The organism is Marinovum sp. E3 (assembly GCF_055755275.1).
This window is the reverse complement of record NZ_CM146908.1, coordinates 3,310,001-3,334,120: the sequence shown is the minus strand read 5'-3', so window position 1 is coordinate 3,334,120 and position 24,120 is coordinate 3,310,001. Positions and strand designations below refer to the sequence as shown.

Genomic DNA, 24,120 nt, shown 5'->3' with positions numbered 1-24,120 from the left:
TGAATACGCATGACAGTCTCGCCAATTGCAAAGCGGTGCGTTTTGCTGGCGTTGGCCCTCGGGCTGGCGGCATGTGGCGAGCGTGACATCACCCTGCACGAGCTGCGGGTGCGCGGCGACGGCCCGGAAGAATTTGCCATCGTCCCGCCCAAGCCGTTGCAGACGCCGGACAGCTTTGACGCGCTGCCGCCGCCGACACCGGGCGCGGCCAACCGCACCGATCCGACGCCCGAGGCCGATGCCGTCGCGGCGCTGGGCGGCGACGGCGCCCGCGTGGCGCCGCGGGCCGCGGGCGCGGCAGCCGGCGATGGCGCCCTGGTGAGCTATGCCGCCCGCAACGGCGTGCAGCCGGGGATCCGCGCCCAGCTTGCCGCCGAAGACCTGGAGTTTCGCAAGCGGGCCTCGCGGTTCACCTGGCAGCTGATGCGCGAAGACAAGTATTACGACGCCTACGAACGCTTTGCGATCGCCCCCTATGAGGTGCTGCGCCTGTTCCGCCGGGCCGGGGTCAGAACCCCCGCCGCCGATCCGCCGGAAGAGCGGAACGACAATCGCGTGGGCGGCTGAGCCGGCTCACGCAACTGTCACGCGGTTTTTCTTGAACTCCGGGGGGGAGCGGCCATTAGTAAGGCCTGACACCCATTCAGGAGAGCCACATGTCCGCACCCCCGTTTGACCGACTGACCCCAAGCCTGCGCGCGTTCGCCGCCGGGATCGCCCTGCTCTGGGCCGGGGCCGCATTGGCCCAGACGTCGATCGAAGATCAGGTGACCACCGCGACGCTGGACAATGGCCTCGAGGTGGTGGTGATCGAGGATCACCGCGCGCCGGTGGTGGTCCACATGCTGTGGTATCGCGCCGGCAGCGCCGATGAGACGCCGGGGGTTTCCGGCGTGGCGCATTTTCTCGAGCATCTGCTGTTTCAGGGCACCAAGAACATGGCCCCGGGCGAGCTCAGCCGCGTGGTGGCCGAGAACGGCGGCACCGACAATGCCTTTACCAGCTACGATCAGACCGGATATTACCAGCGCGTCGCCGCCGACCGGCTGGGGCTGATGATGCAGATGGAGGCCGACCGGATGGTCAACCTTCAGCTTGGCCCCGAGGAAATCCGCACCGAGCGCGAGGTGATCATCGAAGAGCGCAACATGCGCACCGAGAACGACCCGGCGGCGCTGATGCGCGAGCAGGCCCGCGCGGCGCAATATCTCAATCACCGCTACGGCGTGCCGATCATCGGCTGGCGGCACGAGATGGTGGGCCTCGATCTGGAGGCGGCGCTGGAGTATTACCAGACCAATTACGCCCCCAACAATGCGCTGCTGATCGTGGCCGGCGACGTCACGCCCGACGAGGTTCTGGCGCTGGCCAAAGAGCATTACGGCCCGATTGCGGCCAATCCCGATCTGGCGCCGCGCGACCGCCCGCAAGAGCCGCCGCAGACCGCACCGCGGCGGTTGGTGTTCGAAGACCCGCGGGTGGCCCAGCCCTATGTGATCCGCACCTACCTGGCGCCCGAACGGGACCCCGGCGCTCAGGAAAAGGCGGCGGCGCTGATGCTGCTCTCCGAAGTGCTGGGCGGCGGCCAGACCTCGGTGCTGAACGAAAAGCTGCAATTCGACCAGAAGCTTGTGGTCTATGCGGGTGCCGGATATGGCGGCGTCTCGCTGGATGACACGACGTTTTCGCTGGTTGTGGTGCCGGTCGAAGGCGTGAGCCTCGAGGCGGCGGAAACGGCGCTTGATGCGGCGGTGGCCGAGTTTCTCGAGGAAGGCGTCGACACCGAACAGCTGGACCGGATCAAGCGGCAGTTCGAGGCCAGCCGGATCTACGCCCGCGACAATGTCGAGCGGGTGGCCAATCAATATGGTCGGGCGCTGACCTCGGGGCTGACGGTCGAGGATGTGCACGCCTGGCCCGAAATCGTGGCGGCGGTGACCGAAGAGGATATCCTTGCCGCCGCGCGCGAGGTGTTCGACGACAAGGCCAGCGTGACAAGCTGGCTCATGCGCCCGCAGGAGGTGACCCAATGACCGCGCTCTTCAACGCCCCGCTGGTGAAAACTTGGGCCTTTGCCGCCGCCGCGCTAATGATGGCCGCGCTGCCCGCCCGTGCCGAGATCGAGATCCAGGAGGTCACCACCCCCGGCGGCATCTCGGCCTGGCTGGTGGAAGAGCCGTCGATCCCCTTTGTCGCGCTCGAACTGCGCTTCAAGGGCGGCGGCTCGCTCGATGCGCCGGGCAAGCGCGGGGCGACCAACCTGATGGTCGGCCTGCTTGAGGAAGGCACCGGTGAGATGGACGCCCGGGCCTTTGCCCGCGAACTCGAAAGCCTGGCGGCGTCCTTCGATTACGACACGTTCGACGACACGATTTCGGTGTCGGCCAAGTTCCTGACCGACACCACTGACGCGGCCATGGCACTGCTGCGCGGCTCGCTGGTGGCGCCGGCGTTCAACCAGGTGGCCATCGACCGGGTCAAGGCGCAGGTGCTGTCCGGGCTGGCCTCGGACCTGTCCGATCCCGACAAGATCGCCGGCCGCACCTTCGACCGGCTGGCGTTTGGCGATCACCCCTATGCCACCTCGCTTGATGGCACCCGCGACAGCGTGATGGCGCTGAGCCGCGAGGATATCGTCGCGGCGCATGCGGCGGCCTTTGCGCGCGACCGGGTCTATGTCAGCGCGGTGGGCGACATCTCGGCCGAGGAGCTGTCGGCCTTGCTCGATGAGCTGTTGGGTGACTTGCCCGAAACCGGTGCGCCCCTGCCCGGCACGGCGCCCTTCCTGCTCGAGGGCGGCTTGACGGTCGAGCCCTTCGACACGCCGCAATCGGTAGTTCTTTTCGGGCACCGGGGGCTGGAACGCGATCACCCGGATTTCCTCGCCGCCTATGTGATCAACGAGGTCTTCGGCGGCAGCGGGCTGACCAGCCGGCTGATGTCCGAGGTGCGTGAAAAGCGCGGTCTGACCTATGGCGTCTATTCCTATCTGGTGCCCAAGGATCACGCGGCGCTGGTGATGGGCTCGGTCGCCTCGGCCAACAACCGCGTCGCCGAGACCATTGCGGTGATCCGCGAGGAATGGGCCAAGCTGGGGCAGGACGGTCTGACGGCCGAGGAGCTGGCAGCGGCCAAGACCTATTTGACCGGGGCCTATCCGCTGCGCTTTGACGGCAACGGGCCGATCGCCAATATTCTGATCGGCATGCAGATGGACGGTCTGGGGCCGGAGTATGTGACCGAGCGCAATGCGCTGGTCGAGGCGCTCACGCTGGACGAGGTCAACCGGGTGGCCGCCGAGCTTTACGACCCCGAGGCCCTGCATTTCGTGGTGGTGGGCCAGCCCGAGAGGCTGGAGACGCAGTGACCGACGCGGCCCCGGGGCCGTATTGCAGCACGAAAAAGGCCCGGCGCGATCCCTCGCGGCCGGGCCTTTCAATTTCGCAGCGGTCAGAGCCTCAGCCGGTCAGACCTGCATGGCGCAGCCCGGCGTCGATCAGGGCGCGGGTCGGCTCGCTGACCGGCAGGAGCGGCAGCCGCACCTCGTTTTCGCAGAGCCCCAGCCGCGACATCGCGTATTTCACGCCGCAGAGCCCCGGTTCCGCAAAGATTGCCTGGTGCAGTGGCATCAGCCGGTCCTGGATTTCCAGAGCCTTGGCGTAATCGCCGGCCAGACAGGCGTTCTGCAAGGCGCTGGACAACGCCGGCGCCACATTGGCGGTGACCGAGATGCAACCGACGCCGCCCTGCGCGTTGAAACCATGCGCGGTGGCATCCTCGCCCGAGATCTGGAGGAAATCGGCGCCACAGGTGATGCGCTGGGCCGAGACCCGGGCGAGATCGCCGGTGGCGTCCTTGACGCCGATGATGTTCTTCAGTTTCGCCAGCTCGCCCATGGTAGCGGGCAGCATGTCGATCACCGAACGCGGCGGGATGTTGTAGATGATGATCGGCAGGTCGACGGCCTCGGTGATGGCGGTGAAATGCGCGATCAGCCCGGCCTGCGTCGGCTTGTTGTAATAGGGGGTCACCACGAGGCCCGCATCGGCGCCGACCGATTTGGCATGGGCCATCAGGCGAATCGCCTCGGTGGTGTTGTTCGATCCGGCGCCGGCAATCACCGGGATGCGGCCGGCCGCGGCCTTGACCACTTCCGACACGACCAGCTCGTGCTCGCCATGGGTCAGGGTCGGGCTTTCGCCGGTGGTGCCGACCGGAACCAGACCATGGCTGCCCTGATCGACATGCCAGTCCACGAGTTTTCGCAGCGTCTCCAGATCGACCGCGCCGTTCTTGAACGGCGTGACCAGGGCTGGCATGGACCCTTTGAACATGGTGACGCTCCTTTTCTGTCAACAGGCCCGCCTCGAGGGCGCGCCGCATGTCCGCCAGTGTCAGCATCGTGAGTTGAAGGATGCGGCGGACGGGTTATCTTCTGGATCGTGTCTATTCCTTTTCAGAACAGAAATTGCAAGTGATGATGCGTGCGCTTTTATGCCTTCTGGCACTGGCCGCTTCGCCGGTGCCCGCTCAGCAAACCTCTGATACCGGGGCCGCTGTCGACCTGACGACAAGCCTGCGCCCGCGGGCCAGAAGCTCTGGTGCGCAGGGCGATGCCGAACCCGCCGCCGAGGCCGAGGACGGGCTGCCCGCCGCCGAACCCGAAGCGATCGCGGCGGGTGAGGATGCCGCCGTGCCCGAGCCGCTGGAAGAGCTGGAAGAAGACCTCGCCGGGCTGCGCCCCAGGGTCAGGCCGAAGGGGCTGGATACAGAGCCGCTCGGGCTGCGCGTGCCTGCGGCCGATCGGGGCTTCAAGGCCGGGCTCGCCGCGATGCGCGATGGCCGCTGGGACGAGGCCCTTCGCCTTGCCGGCCCCGAAGGTTCGCCGGCGCGCGATGTCATCATGTGGCACTTTCTGCGCAGCGGCAGCGGCAGCTCGGGCGAGGTGATGGAATTTCTCGCCCGCAGCGGCGACTGGCCCGGCCTGCCCTATCTGCGCGAGAAATCCGAAGACGCCATGGCCGGGGCCTCGGTCGCGGCGCGCCTCGCCTTTTTCAAGGAGCAGGAGCCCCAGACCGGCACCGGCGCGCTGGCCCATGCCGAGGCACTGGAGGCCAGCGGCGAAACCGGCGCGGCGCAGGCCGGCATCGTCAAGGCGTGGCTGACCCTGGCGCTGTCCGACAGCGAACAGGCGCGGTTTCTCGACCGATATGGCAGCCTGCTCAAGCCGCATCACGAGGCGCGTCTCGACCGGGCGCTCTGGGAAGGCTGGGAGATCAACGCCACGCGGATGCTGCCCCTGGTCTCCGAGGGCTGGCAAAAGCTCGCCACCGCGCGGATGGCGCTGCGCGCGCGCAATGGCAATCCCGATCCGCTGATCGCCGCCGTGCCGGCGGTGCTGGCCGATGATCCGGGTCTGGCCTATGAGCGGTTTGAATGGCGGATGGCCAAGGGGCTGCGCGACAGTGCCATTTCACTGCTGCTCGACCGTTCGACCAGTGCCGAGAGCCTGGGTGAGCCCGAGCACTGGGCGCGCCGACGCCACACGCTGGCGCATCGCGCCATGCGCGACGGCGATCCGGTGCTGGCCTATCGCATCGCCGCCTCGCATTACACCGTGACCGGCCGCAATTTCGCCGAGCTGGAATGGCTCTCGGGCTATCTCGCCCTGCGGTTCCAGAAGGACCCGAGCCGGGCGCTGGCGCATTTCACCCGTTTCAAGGGTGACGTCTTTACGCCGATCTCGCTCGGCCGCGCCGGGTATTGGCTGGGGCGTGCCTATGAGGCACTGGGAAACGAGGATGCCGCCAAGGGCGCCTATGCGCTGGGCGCGGCCTATCAGACCAGCTTCTACGGGCTGCTGGCGGCCGAGCGCGGCGGCCTGCCGTTCAACAGCAATCTCGGCGGTTTCCGCCCGGTCGAGGACTGGCGCGAGGCCGCATTCACCAAATCCCGGGTGCATGAGGCGGCGCTGTTGCTTCTGGCGGCGGGCGAGGGCTGGCTGGCCAAGCGGTTCTGGACCCATCTGGCCGAGAGCCAGGACGAGGAAAACCTGCACCTGATGGGCAAGATGCTCGAGGATCTGGGGCAGCCGCATATCGCCGTGCTGCTGGGCAAACGCGCGGCGCAGGCCGGGCACGAGATCGCGGCGCCCTATTATGCGGTGCATCCGGTGGCAAAACGCGATCATCCGGTGCCGACAGAGATGGTGCTGGCCATCGCCCGCCGCGAGAGTGAGTTCGACCATTCGGTGGTCAGCCACGCCGGCGCGCGCGGGCTGATGCAGGTGATGCCGGCGACGGCGCAACTCGTGGCGCGGCGGGTCGGGCTGGATTACAGCCAGTCCCGGCTGACCGGCGATTGGCTGTACAACTCCCGTCTCGGCGCGGATTACCTGCGCGGGCTGGCTGAGGAGTTCGACGGCAATGTCATCATGATGTCGGCCGGCTACAATGCCGGGCCGGGGCGGCCGCGGAGCTGGAAGAACGCCTATGGCGATCCGATCCGGGGCGATATCGACATCGTCGACTGGATCGAGATGATCCCCTTCAACGAGACCCGCAACTACGTCATGCGGGTATCAGAGAGCCTGCCGGTCTATCGCGCGCGGCTGGGCAAGGATCCGCATCCGGTGCCCTTCTCGGAGGAGCTGGTGGGATCGACCCTGCTGCCCGAATGAGCCTTCGGCGGCAAGTTGCGGCCCGAGTTGCGCGGGCCGGGCCAATCCTGCACCAAACGCCGTAAGGCGGGTTTTCAACCTACCGCCCGCGCTTCATACCGGCGCCACCCGCCGGGCCACCCGCATCCTCTGCCGTTCGCGCCACAGGGTGAAGAGCCCGGCGCCCACGATCAGCACCGCGCCCACCACCACCGAGGCCCGCAGGCTTTCGCCAAAGATCAGCAGGCCGATCGCCACGGCAAAGGGCATTTGCAGATAGGCAAAGGGCTGCACCGCGCTGGCTTCGGCAACCTCGTAGCATTTGATCATCGTGTAATGCCCGGTCACCCCGGTCACGCAGAGCGCTGCCATCCAGATCCAGTCGGGCCCGGTCATCGGCACCCAGAACCAGATGCCGATCGCCGTCATCACCACGCAGCCCACCGTACCGGTCCAGAAAAACGACGTGGCGGCGGTGTCGCGGCGTGCGGCATACCGGTTGAGCAGCGAATAGAGCGCGAACATCGAAGCCGCCGCCAGCGGGATCAGCGCATAGATCGAGAATACCCCGGCGCCGGGATTGATGATGATCATCACCCCGACAAAGCCCACTGCGATCGCCAACCAGCGCCGCCAACCGACCTGTTCGCCCAGCACCGGGCCCGAGAGCGCGGCGACCAGCAGCGGATAGCTGACAAAGACCGCATGGCTCTCGACCAGCCCGAGATAAGTGAAAGCGGCGACCATGACGCAGATCTCCAGCGCCAGCAGCACGCTTCGGAAGACCTGTACCAGCGGCTGATCGGTGCGCGCCACATCGCGCAGCCCGCCGGCCTTGCGCGCCGACAGGGCGATCACGAAGGCGGCAAAGAACCAATAGCGGATCATCACCACCATGAAGACATTGTATTCCGAGGCGAGATGCCGGCTCAGCCCGTCCTGCACCGCAAACACAAAGGTGGTGGCCACCATCAGCCAGATGCCGCGCACCGTATCGTTCTGGGTCATAGGGTGGCCCTTGTCATGTGACGTTTGCGGCCGAAGCCGGGGATGCGGGTGACGGCAAAGCCGCCCGCGGCGAGCGCGCGGCGCACATGGCCCGCCGCGGTATAGGTGGCCGCCGTGCCGCCGGGGGCGGTGTGGCGCGCGACCTGCATCATCAGGGCCTCGCCCCAGAGTTCGGGGTTTTTGGCCGGCGAAAACCCGTCGAGAAACCAGGCATCCGCCTTGCCGGACCAGTGCGGCAGGGTCTCGCGGGCATCGCCCTGGACCAGGGTGAAGGTCAGGTCGGGCGTCTCGAAGTGGCGCGCGCCGGCCTGCCACTGCGGTGCCAGCTCTGCCGCGATCGCGGCCAGTTCGGGAAAACCGGCCTGCGCGGCAATCATGTCGTCGGCCTGCATCGGGAAGGCCTCGAAACTGGTGAAATGCAGCCGGCCGGGGGTGCCGGCGGCGCGAAAGGCCGAAAGCGTGCAGAGCAGGTTCAGCCCGGTGCCGAAGCCCAGTTCGGCGATGTGAAAGCCATCGGCAAAACGCGCCGGCAGGTCGTTGCCGGCCAGAAAGACATGCCGCGTCTCGGCCAGGCCATTATCGAGCGAGTAATAGGGATCGTCGAATCGGGTCGAGACAGGCACGTGCCCGTCGCGCCATTCCAGCTCTGCGCTCTGGTCTGTCATTTTCGGCTGCCTTAAGGGTTTCCCCCGAGGCCTAAAGCCTGACGGAGGGGTATGCAATGGACGACGTGACAGTGCGGGGGGCGGGCGTGTTCGGCCTGTCAGTGGCCTGGGCCTGCGCCCGGCGCGGCGCCAAGGTGCGGGTGATCGATCCCTTCGGCCCGGCGGCGGGCGCCTCCGGCGGCATCGTCGGCGCGCTGGCGCCGCATGTGCCGGAAAACTGGAACGCCAAGAAGGCCTTCCAGTTCGAGAGCCTGCTGATGGCCGAGGGTTTCTGGGCCGAGGTGGCGGAGGCCGGCGGGCGCGAGCCCGGCTATCTGCGCTCGGGCCGGTTGCAGCCCCTGGCCGATGACCGCGCGGTCGACCTGGCCCGGCAGCGGGCCGGGACGGCGGCCGAACTCTGGCAAGGCAAGGCGGTGTGGCGCGTGGTCGATGCGGCGGGCTATGGCGATTGGGCCCCGGCCTCGCCGACGGGATTGCTGGTCGAGGACAGCCTCAGCGCCCGGGTGCATCCGCGCCGGGCCTGTGCCGCGCTGGTGGCGGCGCTGGCGGCGCGCGGGGTCACCGTGACCCCGGAGGGGGAAGACCGGGGGGCCGTGGTCTGGGCCACCGGGATGCAGGATCTCGCGGCGATGAGCCGGGCGGCGGGGCGCAGCCTCGGCAACGGGGTCAAGGGGCAGGCGGCGCTGTTGCGATTCGCGGCGCAGGACCGCCCGCAGCTTTTTGCCGATGCGCTGCATATCGTGCCGCATGGCGACGGCACGGTGGCCGTGGGCTCGACCTCGGAGCGCGAATACGACGATGGCGCGGCAGTGGACGATCAGCTCGAGGCGGTGATCGCGCGGGCGGTGGCGGCCTTTCCGGTGCTGGCCGGGGCGCCGGTGGTGGCGCGCTGGGCCGGGGTGCGGCCGCGGGCGCGCAGCCGGGCGCCGCTGCTCGGGGGGCATCCCCTTCGACCGGGGACCTTCATCGCCAACGGCGGGTTCAAGATCGGCTTCGGCATGGCGCCGCTGGTGGGCGAGGTGATGGCGGATCTCGTGCTCGAGGGTCGCGACCGGGTGCCGGAGGGGTTTCGCCCGGAACCGCTTTAGGGCGGGCGCGACGAACCGGCGGAGAGGTCCCGGATCGGGTCCGGGACGGTGGGGCGCTATTTCTCGCGCGGCGGGCGGCTTTTGTAGACCGGCAGCATCCAGCCCCAGCGCAGGCTGCCGGCGCGCAACGCCCAGGTCACGCCGGCGCAGCCCAGAAGCGCGACGTCGCGGCCGAGACCCAGCTCCAGCAGCCCCAGCGCGGCGCCCGCGCCGGCCAGCGCGGCGGTGGCGTAGAGCTCGCCCTGGCGCAGGATCACCGGCACCTCGTTGGCCACCACGTCGCGCATAAGCCCGCCGAAACAGCCCGTCGCCACCCCCATGATCAACACGATCACCGGTGGCTGATCCAGCGCCAGCGCCACCCCGGTGCCGGCGGCCACCGCCACCGCCAGCGCGAAGCTGTCGAGCCAGAGCAGCCAGCGCAGCCGGCTTTCCATCCGGTGGGCGGTGAAGAAAACCAGCAGGGCCGCGCCGCAGGCGGTCGGGACGATGCCGGGATCGGCGATCCAGAACACCGGGTTGCGATCGAGCAGCAGGTCGCGCAGCGTGCCGCCGCCCACCGCCGTCAGGCTGGCGAGAAAGGCGAAACCGATGATATCGAGCTGCGCCCGCGAGGCCGCCAGCGCCCCGGTCAGGGCAAAGACAAGGACCGATGCATAGTCGAGAACACTCAGGATCATGGCGCGTCCTTGCGGCGTGAAAGCTGCGGCGGCCATAGCGGATTCGACGCGCAAGGGGAACCGGCCGGGGCCGCGGGCTGTTGCCGATCCGGGCGGGGGTGGTTGAACTGGCGCCGGTTTCACGGCAAAGAAGCTGGGCACTTCTCCCTTAGGACATTGCCCTTCATGGCCAAGCTTTATCACGTTCCCCTCTCGCCGTTCTGCCGCAAGGTGCGACTCAGCCTTGCCGAGAAGAAGATCGAATGCGAGCTGGTCGAGGAACGCTACTGGGAGCAGGAGCCGGATTTCCTGCGCCGCAATCCGGCCGCCAAGGTGCCGGTGCTGCGCATCGACGGCAAGACCATGGCCGAGAGCGCGGCGATCTGCGAATGGCTGGAGGAGAAGTACCCCGAGCCGAGCCTGATGCCGAAATCCGCCGATGCGCGTTATGAAGTGCGCCGGCTGGTGGCCTGGTTCGACGACAAGTTCCACCATGAGGTGACCTCGAAGCTGCTCTACGAGCGGGTCAACAAGAAGGTGCAGGGCCAGGGATTTCCCGACAGCAAGAACGTCAAGGCCGGGGCCAAGGCGATCAAGTATCACCTGGATTACATGACCTGGCTGCTCGACCACCGGCGCTGGCTGGCCGGCGATGTGATGACGCTGGCGGATTTCGCCGCCGCGGCGCATCTGTCGTCGCTCGACTATATCTCCGACGTCGACTGGAACCGGTCGGCGGTGGTCAAGGACTGGTATGCCAAGATCAAGTCGCGGCCGGCGTTTCGCCGCATCCTGGCCGATCAGGTGCCCGGATTTCCGCCGCCGCGGCATTACAATGACCTCGATTTCTGAGATCGGGCCTCGGCGGTTTCGGGGGCTCTGCCCCCGGACCCCCGCGGGTATTTCTGAACAGAAGAAGCCATGGATGCGCTGAAGGACAGACTGCTGCGCGAGGCGCGGGACCAGGGGTTTTCCGCGGCGCGAATCTGTCGGCCGGAGGCGGTGCCGGAGGTGGCCGAGCGGCTGGCCGGGTTTCTCGCGGCGGGCTATCACGGGCAGATGTCCTGGCTGGCCGAGCGCAGCCATTGGCGCGGCGATCCGGCGGCGCTCTGGCCCGAGGCGCGCTCGGTGATCATGCTGGCGGAGAATTACGGGCCGGCGCATGATCCGCTGGCGGTGCTTGAGCAGAGCGACCGGGCGGCGATCTCGGTCTATGCGCAGCACCGCGATTACCATGACGTGGTGAAGAAGCGGCTGAAGCGGCTGGCGCGCTGGCTGATCGCCGAGGCCGACACCGATCCGCCGGCCGAGGTGAAGGTCTTTGTCGATACCGCGCCGGTGCCGGAAAAGGCGCTGGGGCAGGCGGCGGGGCTGGGCTGGCAGGGCAAGCACACCAACTTGGTGAGCCGGCAGCTTGGGTCCTGGTTCTTTCTCGGGGCGGTGTTCACCACGCTGGAGCTGCCTGTGGACCCGGGCGAGGTGGATCATTGCGGCTCGTGCCGGAAGTGTCTCGATATCTGTCCGACCGCAGCCTTTCCGGCGCCCTATCAGCTCGATGCGCGGCGCTGCATTTCCTACCTGACGATCGAGCACAAGGGGCCGGTGGACGCGGCTTTGCGGCCGCTGCTGGGCAACCGGATCTATGGCTGCGACGATTGTCTTGCGGTCTGTCCCTGGAACAAGTTCGCCGAACGGGCGGCCGAGGTGAAATACCATGCCCGCGACGACCTGATGGCGCCGGATCTGGCAGAGCTGGCCGGGTTGGAGGATGCGGCGTTCCGGGCGCGGTTCGCGGGCTCGCCGATCAAGCGGATCGGGCGCGGGCGTTTCGTGCGCAACGTGCTATACGCCATCGGCAATTCCGGCGAGGCGCGGCTCTTGCCGGCGGCGCAGGCGCTGTGCGAGGACGCCGATCCGCAGGTCGCGGATGCCGCACGCTGGGCGGTGGAGCGGTTGCAGAGATGAGCCGACAGGCCGCCGGCCGACGCCCGCCGGGCCGGGAAACCGGGGACCGGGTGGCGAGGCGTCCGGGCCTGTCAGTCGGGGACGGGGTCAGCCCCGGCCGTAGGGGGCTTTTGCCGAGCGGTCCTCGCTCAGAGACTGCTGGCGCCGCGCGACCAGCGCTTCGATCGCGTCGGCCAGGTGCACTTCGGCGATGTGGTGATCGCCCAGCGCCACCCGCCGCCGATGCGCCTCGATCATCACGTCGGCATGGGAACAGCCCATCGGCGGTTCGAACCGGTAACAGGCCAGCTCGATCAGCAGCCCCAGGGGATCCTTGAAGTAGATCGAATCCATGAACCCCCGGTCCTTGACGCCGGAATGGCCGATCCCCCGCGCATCGAGCCGGTCGATGGTCTGCGAAAAGGTCGCCTTGGAGACGTTGAACGCCAGGTGGTGCACGCAGCCGGGATCGGTGGGCGTGCGCCGGTGAACCGGCGTGCGGGCCTCGTTGGTGAAGATGGTGATCAGCCGCCCGTCGCCGGGATCAAAATAGAGGTGGCTTTCGTCGGGATTGTCGAGGTTGGGCTGGTCGAAAATGAAGGGCATGCCCAGCACGCCCTCCCAGAAATCGAGGCTGGTCTGCCGGTCGGCCCCGGTCAGCGTGATGTGATGCACGCCCTGAACCTGAAGTTTGCGCATATGTCGGTCCTCCTTGTCGCAAGGATAGCCGCACGGCGGAAAAAGGCGAGAGGAAGCGGCGGCGTGGGCCGTTGTCAGGCCGCCACCAGCCCCAGTTCGGCGTCGCTGGCGTGGGTCAGGTACTTGTCGCGCGGCGGCCAGGGCCGGTCCGGCCAAGCCGGCTCGAAAGCAAAGCTCGAGACGTTGCGATCCTCGGGCAGGGCGCCGTTGCCAGCGCCGAGGGCGTAGTCGTAATAGAGTTTCACGATCTCCTCGCGGCTCACCTGCTGCGCCGCCGGATGAGCCAGACAGGCTTCGCGCCAGGCGCGCACGCGGGCATATTCGGCGGTGGCCGGCACGTCGAAGCCCTCGTAATACTCGAGGAACCAGAAGCGCATGAACATCGGGGTGAAGACCGTTTCGGCCAGTCCGAAATTCTCGAACAGCCAGGGCCCCTCGCCTTTGCCCTCATGGCGCAGGAAATCGTCGATCTCGCGGTAGAGGCCCCGCATCTTTTCGGCGTGCGTGTCGCGCCGGTCGGGATCCTGGTTCATCACGAAGCTGTAGCCGGCCATGGTGAAGGCGCCTTCCTTGGCGATCAGCATGCTTTCCGTCGCATGTTCCAGCGGATCGGCGCGGCGCAGCGGCGTGTCGCCCACCGTCTCGTCAAGGTAGCGCAGGATCACCAGGCTTTCCTTGAGGATCTCTCCGCCCGGCATCTCGAGCACCGGCAGCGCGGTGGTGCCACGGGTTTTTTCCAGCAGTTCCGGGTCGCGCGGTCTGGTGATGTCGACGACCTGGAAAGAAACGGCGTCGCGCACGCCTTTCAGCGCCAGCATGATCTCGAGCCGTTGCGAGAACGGACAGACCGGGATGTGATAGACGATGGGGGTCCGGGGCATGGTCAACCTCTTGTCAGGGCGCCTCTCGGCAGGCGCGACAAACAGAGAACCCCCGCCCGGGGGCGAGGGTTCCCGTCGCCTGTCGGCAGCGGTCAGTTCGGGATTTCGCCGGTCAGCCCTTCGACGTAGAAATCCATGCCCGCGAGCGTGCCGTCATCGGCCACTTCGCCATCGGCCAGCCAGGGTGTGCCGTCCTGCTTATTGATCGGCCCGGTGAAGGGGTGGTATTCGCCCGCGGCAATCGCGTCTTTCATCGCCAGCGCCTCGGCCTTGACCTCTTCCGGCACCGCGTCGGTGATTTCGCCGATGCCCACCATGCCCGGCCCGATGCCGTCCCAGGTGTCCTTGCTTTCCCAGGTGCCGTCCATCACCGCCTGCACGCGATCAATGTAATAAGGCGCCCAGTTGTCGATGATCGAGGAGACCCGGGGCATCGGCGCGTAATCGCCCATGTCCGAGGCCTGGCCGAAAGTGATCACGTTGCCCGCCTTTTCGGCGGCCGCCTGCGGCGCCGTGGAATCGGTGTGTTGCAGGATCACGTCGGCGCCCTGTTCGATCAGCGCATTGGCGGCGTCGGCCTCTTTCGCCGGGTCGAACCAGGTGTAGGCCCAGACAATCGAGAACTCGACATCGGGGTTCACCTCCTTGGCGTGCAGATAGGCCGAGTTGATGCCGCGGATGACCTCGGGAATCGGGAAGGAGGCGATATAGCCGATCTTGTTGGTCTCGGTCATGTGGCCCGCGATCAGGCCTTGGATGGCGCGGCCTTCGTAGAACCGGGCGGAATAGGTCGAGACGTTGTCGGCGCGCTTGTAGCCGGTGGCGTGTTCGAACTTCACGTCGGGGAATTTCTTGGCGACGTTGATCGTCGGGTCCATGTAGCCGAAGGACGTGGTGAAGATGATGTCGGCGCCGGACAGTGCCATCTGCGTCATCGCGCGTTCGCTGTCGGCGCCTTCGGGCACGCTTTCCTGGAACACGGTTTCGACCTTGTCGCCGAAGTGCTCTTCGACGGCCAGGCGGCCCTGTTCGTGCTCATAGGTCCAGCCGCCGTCGCCGACGGGTCCGACATAGATGAAGCCGACCTTGGTCGTGTCGTCCTGCGCCATCGCCGTTCCGGCGAGGCCAAGCGCCAGCGCGGCGCTGGCAAGAAGGGTTCTGCGGTTCATGTGGATACTCCCTGAGTCTTCTTTTGGATTGTCTTGTTTTGGGTTTGGCCTCAGTGCGAGGCATGGAACGGCCGGCCGAGCGAGGCCGGCGCGCCGTGGTAGCCCCGTGCTGAAATGATGACCAGCACGAGAATTGTTATCAGATACGGTGACATCGACAAGTATTCGACCGGCAGCCTGGTGCCGGCCGCCTGAAGGTTCAGTTGCAGCACGGTGACGCCGCCGAAAAGGTAGGCACCGATCAGCACGCGCCAGGGCTTCCAGCTGGCAAAGACCACGATGGCAAGCGCGATCCAGCCGGCGCCGGCGGTCATGCCCTCGGTCCATTGCGGCACCCGGACAAGACTGAGATAGGCGCCGCCAAGGCCGGAACAGGCCCCGCCGAAGAAGATCGCCATGAGCCGGATGCGCACCACCTTGTAGCCCAGGGCATGGGCGGCATCATGGCTTTCGCCGACCGCCCGCAGGATCAGCCCGGCGCGGGTGAACTTCAGCCCGGCCCAGACGGCAGCCACCAGCGCGATCGAGAGATAGACCATCAGGTCATGCTGAAACAGCATCGGGCCGATGACCGGAATATCGGCCAGCAGCGGCAGCGGCAGGTCGGGCAGTGTGGGGGATTTCATGCCCTCATAGGGCTTGCCGATCAGCGACGAGAGCCCGAGGCCCACCAGCGTCAGCCCGAGGCCGGTGGCCACCTGGTTGGACAGCAGGAACTGGGTCAGCACCCCGAAACTGAGCGACAGCAGCGCCGAGGCCAGCGCCGCGGCGGCAAAGCCGAGACCCGGGCTGCCGGTGTTGACCGCCACGGCAAAGCCCACCACGGCACCGGTGATCATCATGCCCTCGACGCCGAGGTTGAGCACGCCGGATTTCTCCACCACCATCTCGCCGATGGCAGCCAGCAGGATCGGCGTGGCCGAGACCATCAGCGAGGCGACCAGAAGGATGGGATTGATCGTTCCGAGATCCATCAGGCGGTTTCTCCCTGTCCGAATTGTAGCCGGTAGTTGGTGAACACATCCGTCGCCAGCAGGAAGAACAGCAACATCCCCTGGAACAGCTGGATCGAGGCGCCGGGCAGGCCGAGCATGAGCTGCGCCAGCTCGCCGCCGATATAGGTCAGCGCCATCAGCAAGCCAGCCAACAGGATGCCAACCGGATGCAGCCGGCCGAGGAAGGCCACGATGATCGCGGTAAAGCCGTAGCCCGAGTTGAAATCAATGGTGATCTGGCCGGCCGGGCCGGACACCTCGAAGAGCCCGGCCATGCCGGCCAGCGCGCCCGAGAGCCCGAGACAGAAGATCACCACCCGGCCCGGGTTGACCCCGGCGAAACGGGCGGCGCGCGGCGCCTCGCCGGTCAGCCGGATGTGGAAGCCGCGGATGTGGCGGGTGAGCAGCACATAGGCAAAGATCACCGCGACAAAGGCCGCCACCACCCCCCAATGCATGCCGGTGCCGGCGATCACCTCGGTATTGGCGCCGGCGTCATATTGCTGAAAGTTGCGCGAGCCGGGAAAGCCGCGGCCTTCCGGGTTCTTCAGCAGGCCCGAGGAGACCGAGGCCAGCCAGGCCTCGGCGACATAGACCAGCATCAGCGAGACCAGGATCTCGTTGGTGCCGAATTTCACCTTGAGCAGCGCCGGGATCATCCCCCAGGCCCAGCCGCCAAGCGCGCCGGCGATCACCATCAGCGGAAAGACGATGAAGGTGTCGAGCGGGTAGAAGGCCAGCCCGACCGCGGCGCCGGTGATCGCGCCCATGATGTACTGGCCTTCGGCGCCGATGTTCCAGATGCCGGCGCGAAAGCCGATCGACAGGCCGATTGCAATCAGGATCAGCGGCCCCGCCTTGACCAAGAGCTGCGGCCGCGAATAGGCGGCGAACTGCGGATGGAACAGCGGATCCCAGAAGATCGTGCGGATCGCCTCGAGCGGTGGCTTGCCCAGCGCGGCGAACATGATGCCGCCAACGATCATGGTCAGCACAACGGCCAGCAGCGGCGTCACCGCCGTCCAGACCCGTGACGGCTGCGGGCGCTTGACGAGATGGATCATGCGCGACCTCCCCCCAATTGCGCCGTCCTGCGCTTCTTCTCTTGCAAAATACGCTCCGCGACGCCGGCCAGGCGCGCCCCGCCAGCTTCTCTAGGCCTCCACATGGGCCACCTCCATGTCATGTGCGCCGCCCATCATCAGGCCGATCTGTTCGACGGTGAGGCCCTGCACCGGGCGGATATCCGACAGCCGGCCTTCGTTCAGTGCGGCAAACCTGTCGGCCACCTCCATCAGCTCGTCGAGATCCTGGCTGATGACGACGACGGCCGCGCCCTCACCTGCGAGATGCAGCAGCGCCTGGCGGATCGCGGCGGCGGCGGCGGCGTCGACCCCCCAGGTGGGCTGGTTGACGACAAGCACCTCGGGGCGCTGCATCACCTCGCGGCCGATGACGAATTTTTGCAGGTTGCCCCCCGACAGCGCCCGGGCGGCGGTGCCGGGGCCGGGGGTGCGGACGTCGAAGGCCTTGATCACCTTTTCGGTAAAGCCGCGGGCGCCGGACCAGTCGAGAAAACCGTTCTTCATCAGCCCCTCGCGGGCGGCGGCTGTCAGGATCGCGTTCTCGGTCAGGCTCATGTCGGGGGCGGCGGCATGGCCCAGCCGCTCCTCGGGGGCCGAGAGCAGCCCGGCAGTGCGCCGTGCCTCCGGGCCCTGGCCCCCCACCGGCGTGCCGTCGAATTCCACCATTTCGGGCCTGGTCACGATCTCGCCCGAGAGCGCGGCGAGCAGCTCGTCCTGGCCGTTGCCGGCAACCCCGCCGATGCCCAGCACCTCGCCGGCGCGGACCTCGAAGGAGACGTCCTTGAGCGCCGTGCCAAAGGCATTGGGCGAACGCGCCGACAGGTTGCGCACCGCCAGCCGCACCGCGCCCGGGGCCCGCACCTCGCGGGTGACGGCGTCGAACGAGGCGCCGACCATCAGTTCGGCCAGCTGCCGCGCGGTGGTGTCGCGCGGATCGCAGGTCTCGACCACCTTGCCCAGCCGCAGGATTGTGGCGGTTTCGCAAAGGCTGCGGATTTCCTCGAGCTTGTGCGAGATATAGAGGATCGCGGTGCCCTCGGCCGAGAGCTTGCGCAGGGTCTGGAACAGGATCTCCACCTCCTGCGGGGTCAGCACCGAGGTCGGCTCGTCCATGATCAGCAGTTTCGGATCCTGCAACAGGCAGCGGATGATCTCGACCCGCTGGCGTTCCCCGGCCGAGAGCCCGCCGACGGTGCGGTCGGGGTCGAGCGGCAGGCCGTAGGTCTCCGAGACCTCGCGGATCTGGCGCGCCAGATCGCGCGGCTTGGGCGGGTTCTCCATGCCGAGCGCCACATTCTCGGCCACGCTCAGCGCCTCGAACAACGAGAAATGCTGGAACACCATGGCAACGCCGGAGGCACGGGCGGCATGCGGATCCTGCGGCGCAAAGGCGCTGCCGTTGAGACGCATGCTGCCGCTGTCGGGTTTGACCAGGCCGTAGATCATCTTGACCAGGGTCGATTTGCCGGCGCCGTTTTCGCCCAGAAGCGCATGCACCTCGCCGCGGCCGATCGAAAAGGAGACATCGGAATTGGCAATGACGCCGGGATAGGCCTTGGTCAGCCCCTTGATCTCCAACAAGGTTTCTCTCACGCGTGTCTCTCCTTCAGGGCGGGTGGCTCTGCGGCCCGGGCGAGATAGCCCGCCGCCACGCCCACCGCAATTGCCTGCGGGTGCTTGCCCAGGGCCGGATCGCCGATCGGGCAGGCAATGCGGGAAATTTGAGCGGTGGCATGGCCCAGCGCGGCCAGCCGTTTGCGAAAGCGGGCCCATTTGGTGGCCGAGCCGATCAGCCCGCAGTCGCCGAAGCCATGGCGCAGCAGCGCGTCGCAGAGCCGCAGATCGAGATCATGCGAATAGGTGACGATGATGTGACTGGCGTCGGACGGCGCCAGCGCGACGGCGCGCAGCGGATCGGCGGCGACAAGCGGGGTGACGCCCTCGGGGATCGGGTCGGGCAGGCGCGCGGCGCTGGTGTCGACCAGGGTGATCTCGCGGTCCTGCAACGGCGCCATGGTGGCGGCAATGGCGCGGCCGACATGGCCCGCGCCCCAGATCCAGAGCGGTGCGGCCAAGGCGGTGCGGACGGCGGCATTGCGGGCAAAGCTCAGGGTGACCACGCCGCCGCAGCATTGGCCCATGTCGGGGCCCAGCGCCATCTTGCGTCGGGCCTCGGCGGTGCCCTCCGCCAGCATCGCCCGGGCGATCTGCGTCGCCTGCCATTCCAGCGTGCCGCCGCCGATGCTGCCCTCTTGCGCATCGGCCCAGACCCGCATCGTGGTGCCCGGTTCGCGCGGGGTCGAGCCGCGCGCCTCGGTGAGGGTGATGCGAATCCAGTCGCTCATCCGCGCGCCCTTTGCACCGCGTGCAGGATCTCTTCCGGCGTCGCCGGGGCCCTTAGCGCCGGGTAGTGCGGGCCGCAGGCGGCCACCGCGTCGGACAGGGCAAAGAAGGCCGACATGCCCAGCATGAGCGGCGGCTCGCCCACCGCCTTGGAACGATAGATCGTCTCGGCCGGGTTCTCGCCGTCCCAGAGCGCGACGTTGAAGATGTCGGGCGTGTCGGGGCAGGCGGGGATCTTGTAGGTCGAGGGTGCATGGGTGGTCAGCCGGCCCTTGTCGTCCCAGACCAGCTCTTCCATCGTCAGCCAGCCGGCGCCCTGCACAAAGCCGCCCTCGATCTGGCCGATGTCGATGGCCGGGTTCAGCGAGGCGCCGGCATCATGCAGGATATCGGTGCGCAGGATGCGGTTTTCGCCGGTCAGCGTGTCGATCACGCATTCGGTGAGCGCGGCGCCATAGGCAAAGTAGAAAAACGGCCGGCCTCGCCCCTTGATCCGGTCCCAGGCGACATCGGGCGTCTTGTAGAAGCCGGTGGCCGAGAGGCTGATGCGCGCCTCATAGGTCAGCTTGGCGGCCGCGGCGAAACTCAGCCTTTCGGCGCCGACCTGCACCTCGCCGTCGGCGAAGCGCACCGATTCCACCGGCTGCTGGTGCAGTTCGGCGAGGTGGCCGGCGATCCGGGCGCGGATCGTGTCGCAGGCGTCCTTGACCGCCATGCCGTTCAGATCCGAGCCGGAGGAGGCGGCGGTGGCCGAGGTGTTGGGCACCTTGGCGGTGTCGGTGGCGGTGATCTTGATCGCCTCGAGCGGCAGGCCAAAGCGGCTGGCGGCGACCTGCGCCACCTTCTGGAACAGCCCCTGCCCCATCTCGGTGCCACCGTGATTGAGATGCACCGACCCGTCCTGATAGACATGCACCAACGCCCCGGCCTGGTTGAGATGGGTCAGGGTGAAGGAAATGCCGAACTTGACCGGGGTCAGCGCAAGCCCGCGTTTCAGGATCGGATTGGCGGCGTTCCACACGGCCACTTTCGCCCGGCGGTCGGAGTAGCCGGCCTGCTCTGCCAACCGGTCGGTCATCTCGTGCAGGATGAAATCGGTGACCTCCATGCCGTAGGGCGTGGTCTGGGCGCCCTCGGGCGGCTCGGGCACCTCGGGCGGGGCGACATTCGCCGCCGCGCCGCGCGAGGCAAGATCCTCTTGCGGCGCCGTGGCGGGGCCCGGTCCGGCGTAGCGGTGGCCCTTGCCCGCGTTGGGGCCGGAAAAGGGCTGGCCGCTGCCGGGGCCGGTCCTGGCCGGGGCGTGGTAATAGTTCACCCGGCGCACCTCGAGCGGGTCGCGCTCGAGGTAATGCGCGATATGGTCGACCACCCGCTCGATCCCCAGCATCCCCTGCGGCCCGCCAAAGCCGCGAAAGGCGGTGGCGCTCTGGGTGTTGGTCTTGAGCCGGTGGCTCTCGATGCGGGCATGATCCAGCAGATAGGCATTGTCGGCATGCAGCATGGCGCGGTCGGCCACCGGCAGCGACAGATCCTGGGCCCAGCCGCAGCGGGCATATTGCACGAAATCGATGCCCGCGATGCGGCCGCTGTCATCGAAGCCGACCTCGTAGTCGATGCGGAAATCATGCCGCTTGCCGGTGACAACCATGTCGTCATCGCGGTCGTAGCGCATCTTGCAGGCTGTGCCCGTCACCTGCGCCGCCAGGGCACAGGCCACGGCCAGCGCATTGCCCTGGCTCTCCTTGCCGCCGAATCCGCCGCCCATGCGCCGGGTCTCGACGCGGACGGCGTGCATCGGGCGGCCGATCGCCTCGGCCACTTTGTGCTGGATCTCGGTCGGATGCTGGGTGGAACTGTGCACCAGCATGTCGCCATTGTCCTGCGGCAGCGCCAGCGCGGCCTGACCTTCGAGGTAGAAATGCTCCTGCCCGCCCATGGTGAGCGTGCCTTTCAGCAGATGCGGCGCGCCGGCGATGGCGCTGGCGGCGTCGCCCTTGCTGTAGATGCGCGGGCCGTCCTCGAAACGGCTGTCGGCCGCGAGCGCCTGCTCGATGGTCAGAAGCGGCGCCTCCTCCTCGGTTTCGATTTGGCCCAGCCGGGCGGCGCGGCGGGCGATGTGATGCTCTGTCGCCACCACCAGAAAGAGCGGCTGGCCGAGGTAATGGATGCGGCCATCCGAGAGCAGCGGCTCGTCGTGGATCGACGGCGAGACATCATTGGCGAAAGGCAGGTCATCGGCCGACAATACGGCGATGACGCCGGGCAGGGCGCGCACCTGCGCCAGATCCATCGCGGTGATGCGGCCGCGGGCGATCTGGCTCAGGCCGAAGGCCAGATGCAGCGTGCCGCGCGGGGTCGGAATGTCATCGACATAGCGCGCGGCGCCGGTGACATGCAGGGCGGCGGCGTCATGCGGCAGGGGTCTGGCGACGCTCATGGCAGCACCTTCAGGACGGAGGTTTCGCGGCCCTCGATCTCGTGGAAATAGCGCAGGGCGAGGTTTTTCGCCGCCTCCATGCGATAGCGGGCCGAGGCGCGCATGTCGGTGAGCGGCGTGAAATCCTGTTCCAGCGCGGCGGCGGCCGCCCGGAGGCTGTCTTCCGACCAGGGCGCGCCGGTGAGCACGGCCTCGAAGGCGCGCGCGCGTTTCGGAATGCCGGCCAGGCCGCCAAAGCCGGTGCGGACGGCGGTGATCCGGCCGGCCTCGATGCTGAGGTTGAAGGCGGCACAGAGCGCCGAGATATCCTGATCGAAGCGTTTGGAGATCTTGTAACAGCGGAAGCCGGGCTGGTGTTTGGGCAGGGTGACCGCCTCGACGAATTCGCCGGGCGCGCGGTCCTGCTTGCCGTAGTCGAGAAAGAACTCCTCGAGCGCGATGTCGCGGCGGGCCTCGCCCCGGCGCAGGTGCAGCCGGGCGCCGAGGGCGATCAGCGGCGGCGGGCTGTCACCGATGGGCGAGCCATTGGCGATATTGCCACCGAGGGTCGCGGCTTCGCGTACCTGGACCGAGCCGTAGCGGCGGAACAGCTCGCCCAGGCTGGGATAGAGTTCCGCCATCACCGGCCAGAGCCGGGCGATGCTGACCCCGGCGCCGATTTTCAGGCTGTCCCCCCGGTCCTCGATCTGCTGCAAGTCGCGGACCCGGTGCAGGAAGATCACCGGATCGAGCGCGCGCAGCTGCTTGGTGACCCAGAGGCCGACGTCGGTGGCGCCGGCGATCAGGGTGGCCTCGGGGGCGGCGGCGTAGGCCGCTGCCAGTTCGTCCGAGCTGCGGGGGAGGAGGGGGGCGCTGCCCCCCGCTGCGCTCCCCCCGGGATATTTCCGGCCAGAAGAAGCATCGGAGGCGACCCATTGCGGGACCGGGGCGGATTCGGCCGCCCTGGCGGCGCGCAGGATCGGGGCGTATCCCGTACACCGGCAGAGATTGCCGGCGAGCCGGTCCGTGTGATCCGTCTGGCCGTTGGCATGGGCCACGGCCATCGAGGCGATGAAGCCCGGGGTGCAGAAGCCGCATTGCGCGCCGTGGTGGTCGACCATCGCCTTTTGCACCGGGTGCATGTCGCCGGCGTCGTCGCGCAGGCCTTCGACGGTGCGCACCGCCTTGCCGTCGAGCTGCGGCAGGAAGAGGATGCAGGCGTTGAGCGCGCGGATGCCGGTGTCGTCCTGCACCATCACGGTGCAGGCGCCGCAATCGCCCTCGTTGCAGCCCTCCTTAGTGCCGGTGAGACCGCGCTCGTCGCGCAGCCAGTCGAGCAGGGTGCGGGTCGGGGGCTCTGGGCGGATCCGGACCGGTTCTCCGTTGAGAAGAAAGCCAATGTCCATGGTGATGACCTGCCGCTCTACCTTGCGCACCTGTGCTGCGGGTCTTCGATGCGGCGTAGAAAACCTGCGTGCCTGTCCGGACAGATTAGAAAGCGCGGATCGGGCCTTGCAAGCATTTCCTTGGCCGCGGTGCAGAAAAAACCGGCGCTGCCTGCCGGATGGGCAGGGCCGGTCAGCCGAAAACCGACCATCCGGTGAACCGCGCCAGCCGTTCCGCCGCCTCGGTGCCGACCCGCGAATTGCCCCAGGCGTTGAGCCCCGGCGACCAGATCGCCACCGAGGCGCGACCGGGCACCGCCAGCAGGATGCCGCCGCCGACGCCGGATTTTCCCGGCAGCCCGGTGCGGAAGGCGAAATCGCCCGAGCCGTCGTAATGCCCGCAGGTCAGCATCAGGGCGGCGATGCGGCGGCGCTTGACCTCCGACAGCTTCAGGGGCGCGTCGGCCAGCCCGGCGATGCCGCGCCCGGCCAGGGCCAGCTGATCGGTGGTCATCTCGATGGCGCATTGGTGGAAATAGGTGCCCAGCACCAGCTCGGGCGGGTTTCTCAGGTTGTCGAAACTCAGCAGGTAATGCGCCAGCGCCCGGTTGCGATGGCCGGTTTCGGTTTCTGACGCCGCGACCTCGGCGTCGAAGTGGATGTCGCTGTCGCCGGCGCTGGTGCGGATGAAGTCGATGATCTCGGACAGCGCTTCTTTGGGCGCGCGGCCGGCCAGCAGCTCGTCGGTTGTCACCAGCGCGCCGGCATTGATGAAGGGGTTGCGCGGGCGGCCGTGCTCCTGTTCGAGCAGGAGGATGGAATCGAACCGGTCGCCGGACGGTTCGCGCCCGACCCGGTGCCAGATGCTTTCGCCGAACCGGGCGAGGACGCAGGCGAGTGAAAAGACCTTGGAAATCGACTGGATCGAAAACCGTTGTGCGTATTGCCCGGCGCGCATCAGCCGGCCATCGGCCAGCACCACCGAGATGGCGAATTGCGCCGGGTCGATGCGGGCCAGTTCGGGGATGTAGCCCGCGACCTCGCCCCAGTCGGCCGCGTCGCGGACCTCGGCATCGAGGGTTTCGAGAAAGGCGGGCAGGGTGTCGAGATCGGCCATGACTGGAC

At 67.7% G+C, this 24,120-nt stretch carries 21 protein-coding genes; 7 read left to right on the top strand and 14 right to left on the bottom strand.

Annotated features, from left to right (window positions below):
- Positions 1 to 42: 42 nt before the first annotated feature.
- The 3 genes from AC0J5K_RS16310 to AC0J5K_RS16300 all read left to right on the top strand — a co-directional run bounded on the left by AC0J5K_RS16310 (position 43) and on the right by AC0J5K_RS16300 (position 3,367).
- Positions 43 to 567, top strand: a complete 525-nt coding sequence (locus AC0J5K_RS16310) for a DUF3035 domain-containing protein (RefSeq protein ID WP_274565735.1) — start codon at positions 43 to 45, stop codon at positions 565 to 567.
- An 89-nt stretch (positions 568 to 656) separates the two neighbouring features.
- Positions 657 to 2,033 carry a M16 family metallopeptidase gene (locus tag AC0J5K_RS16305; protein WP_074839104.1) on the top strand — a complete coding sequence of 459 codons (1,377 nt, stop codon included), beginning with the start codon at positions 657 to 659 and terminating at the stop codon, positions 2,031 to 2,033.
- A complete protein-coding gene (locus tag AC0J5K_RS16300; RefSeq protein ID WP_274565736.1) occupies positions 2,030 to 3,367 on the top strand; it encodes a M16 family metallopeptidase in 1,338 nt (445 codons plus the stop codon). The genes AC0J5K_RS16305 and AC0J5K_RS16300 overlap by 4 nt, the downstream gene beginning before the upstream one ends.
- Positions 3,368 to 3,458: 91 nt before the next feature.
- Here AC0J5K_RS16300 and dapA read toward each other — a convergent pair whose 3' ends face one another.
- A complete protein-coding gene (gene dapA / locus AC0J5K_RS16295; RefSeq protein ID WP_048533408.1) occupies positions 3,459 to 4,334 on the bottom strand; it encodes a 4-hydroxy-tetrahydrodipicolinate synthase in 876 nt (291 codons plus the stop codon).
- A gap of 146 nt (positions 4,335 to 4,480) precedes the next feature.
- Between dapA and AC0J5K_RS16290 the strand changes: the two genes are divergently transcribed.
- The gene (locus tag AC0J5K_RS16290) at positions 4,481 to 6,679 is read left to right on the top strand and encodes a lytic transglycosylase domain-containing protein (RefSeq protein WP_473009717.1); all 2,199 of its coding nucleotides are present in this window, start codon (positions 4,481 to 4,483) and stop codon (positions 6,677 to 6,679) included.
- A 93-nt stretch (positions 6,680 to 6,772) separates the two neighbouring features.
- Here AC0J5K_RS16290 and AC0J5K_RS16285 read toward each other — a convergent pair whose 3' ends face one another.
- Together AC0J5K_RS16285 and mnmC2 are read right to left on the bottom strand one after the other, a co-directional pair.
- Positions 6,773 to 7,666 (bottom strand): DMT family transporter, encoded by an 894-nt coding sequence (locus AC0J5K_RS16285; RefSeq protein WP_274565738.1) that lies wholly within the window; start codon positions 7,664 to 7,666, stop codon positions 6,773 to 6,775.
- On the bottom strand, positions 7,663 to 8,331 hold the full coding sequence (gene mnmC2, locus AC0J5K_RS16280) for a tRNA (5-methylaminomethyl-2-thiouridine)(34)-methyltransferase MnmC2 (RefSeq protein WP_274565739.1): 669 nt from the start codon (positions 8,329 to 8,331) through the stop codon (positions 7,663 to 7,665). The genes AC0J5K_RS16285 and mnmC2 overlap by 4 nt, the downstream gene beginning before the upstream one ends.
- Before the next feature lie 56 nt (positions 8,332 to 8,387).
- Here mnmC2 and AC0J5K_RS16275 point away from each other — a divergent pair, with 56 nt between their 5' ends.
- The gene (locus AC0J5K_RS16275; protein ID WP_274565740.1) at positions 8,388 to 9,419 is read left to right on the top strand and encodes an NAD(P)/FAD-dependent oxidoreductase; all 1,032 of its coding nucleotides are present in this window, start codon (positions 8,388 to 8,390) and stop codon (positions 9,417 to 9,419) included.
- A gap of 56 nt (positions 9,420 to 9,475) precedes the next feature.
- Here AC0J5K_RS16275 and AC0J5K_RS16270 read toward each other — a convergent pair whose 3' ends face one another.
- Positions 9,476 to 10,099 (bottom strand): trimeric intracellular cation channel family protein, encoded by a 624-nt coding sequence (locus AC0J5K_RS16270; protein WP_048533404.1) that lies wholly within the window; start codon positions 10,097 to 10,099, stop codon positions 9,476 to 9,478.
- A 165-nt stretch (positions 10,100 to 10,264) separates the two neighbouring features.
- Here AC0J5K_RS16270 and fzlA point away from each other — a divergent pair, with 165 nt between their 5' ends.
- Together fzlA and queG are read left to right on the top strand one after the other, a co-directional pair.
- Positions 10,265 to 10,930, top strand: coding sequence for an FtsZ-binding protein FzlA (gene fzlA, locus AC0J5K_RS16265; RefSeq protein WP_048533403.1), 666 nt, complete (start codon positions 10,265 to 10,267; stop codon positions 10,928 to 10,930).
- A 69-nt stretch (positions 10,931 to 10,999) separates the two neighbouring features.
- Positions 11,000 to 12,043: a tRNA epoxyqueuosine(34) reductase QueG gene (gene queG / locus AC0J5K_RS16260; protein WP_274565741.1), complete on the top strand. Its 1,044-nt coding sequence runs from the start codon at positions 11,000 to 11,002 to the stop codon at positions 12,041 to 12,043.
- A gap of 87 nt (positions 12,044 to 12,130) precedes the next feature.
- On the opposite strand, the gene AC0J5K_RS16255 is transcribed toward queG, so the two are convergent.
- The 10 genes from AC0J5K_RS16255 to AC0J5K_RS16210 all read right to left on the bottom strand — a co-directional run bounded on the left by AC0J5K_RS16255 (position 12,131) and on the right by AC0J5K_RS16210 (position 24,112).
- Positions 12,131 to 12,721 carry a VOC family protein gene (locus AC0J5K_RS16255; protein ID WP_274565742.1) on the bottom strand — a complete coding sequence of 197 codons (591 nt, stop codon included), beginning with the start codon at positions 12,719 to 12,721 and terminating at the stop codon, positions 12,131 to 12,133.
- A gap of 74 nt (positions 12,722 to 12,795) precedes the next feature.
- Complete coding sequence (locus AC0J5K_RS16250; protein WP_274565743.1) at positions 12,796 to 13,602, bottom strand: glutathione S-transferase family protein; 807 nt, start codon at positions 13,600 to 13,602, stop codon at positions 12,796 to 12,798.
- A 92-nt stretch (positions 13,603 to 13,694) separates the two neighbouring features.
- On the bottom strand, positions 13,695 to 14,771 hold the full coding sequence (locus tag AC0J5K_RS16245) for a BMP family ABC transporter substrate-binding protein (RefSeq protein ID WP_274565744.1): 1,077 nt from the start codon (positions 14,769 to 14,771) through the stop codon (positions 13,695 to 13,697).
- A 50-nt stretch (positions 14,772 to 14,821) separates the two neighbouring features.
- Entirely contained in the window at positions 14,822 to 15,745 is a 924-nt protein-coding gene (locus AC0J5K_RS16240; RefSeq protein WP_193388048.1) for an ABC transporter permease, read from the bottom strand.
- A complete protein-coding gene (locus tag AC0J5K_RS16235; RefSeq protein WP_274565745.1) occupies positions 15,745 to 16,830 on the bottom strand; it encodes an ABC transporter permease in 1,086 nt (361 codons plus the stop codon). The genes AC0J5K_RS16240 and AC0J5K_RS16235 overlap by 1 nt, the downstream gene beginning before the upstream one ends.
- Before the next feature lie 90 nt (positions 16,831 to 16,920).
- Positions 16,921 to 18,444: an ABC transporter ATP-binding protein gene (locus tag AC0J5K_RS16230; protein ID WP_274565746.1), complete on the bottom strand. Its 1,524-nt coding sequence runs from the start codon at positions 18,442 to 18,444 to the stop codon at positions 16,921 to 16,923.
- Positions 18,441 to 19,196, bottom strand: a complete 756-nt coding sequence (gene xdhC, locus AC0J5K_RS16225) for a xanthine dehydrogenase accessory protein XdhC (protein ID WP_274565747.1) — start codon at positions 19,194 to 19,196, stop codon at positions 18,441 to 18,443. The genes AC0J5K_RS16230 and xdhC overlap by 4 nt, the downstream gene beginning before the upstream one ends.
- A complete protein-coding gene (gene xdhB / locus AC0J5K_RS16220; RefSeq protein ID WP_274565748.1) occupies positions 19,193 to 21,631 on the bottom strand; it encodes a xanthine dehydrogenase molybdopterin binding subunit in 2,439 nt (812 codons plus the stop codon). Before xdhB ends, xdhC begins: the two co-directional genes overlap by 4 nt.
- A complete protein-coding gene (gene xdhA / locus AC0J5K_RS16215) occupies positions 21,628 to 23,016 on the bottom strand; it encodes a xanthine dehydrogenase small subunit (RefSeq protein ID WP_274565792.1) in 1,389 nt (462 codons plus the stop codon). The genes xdhB and xdhA overlap by 4 nt, the downstream gene beginning before the upstream one ends.
- Before the next feature lie 172 nt (positions 23,017 to 23,188).
- Complete coding sequence (locus tag AC0J5K_RS16210; RefSeq protein ID WP_274565749.1) at positions 23,189 to 24,112, bottom strand: glutaminase; 924 nt, start codon at positions 24,110 to 24,112, stop codon at positions 23,189 to 23,191.
- Positions 24,113 to 24,120: the final 8 nt, after the last annotated feature.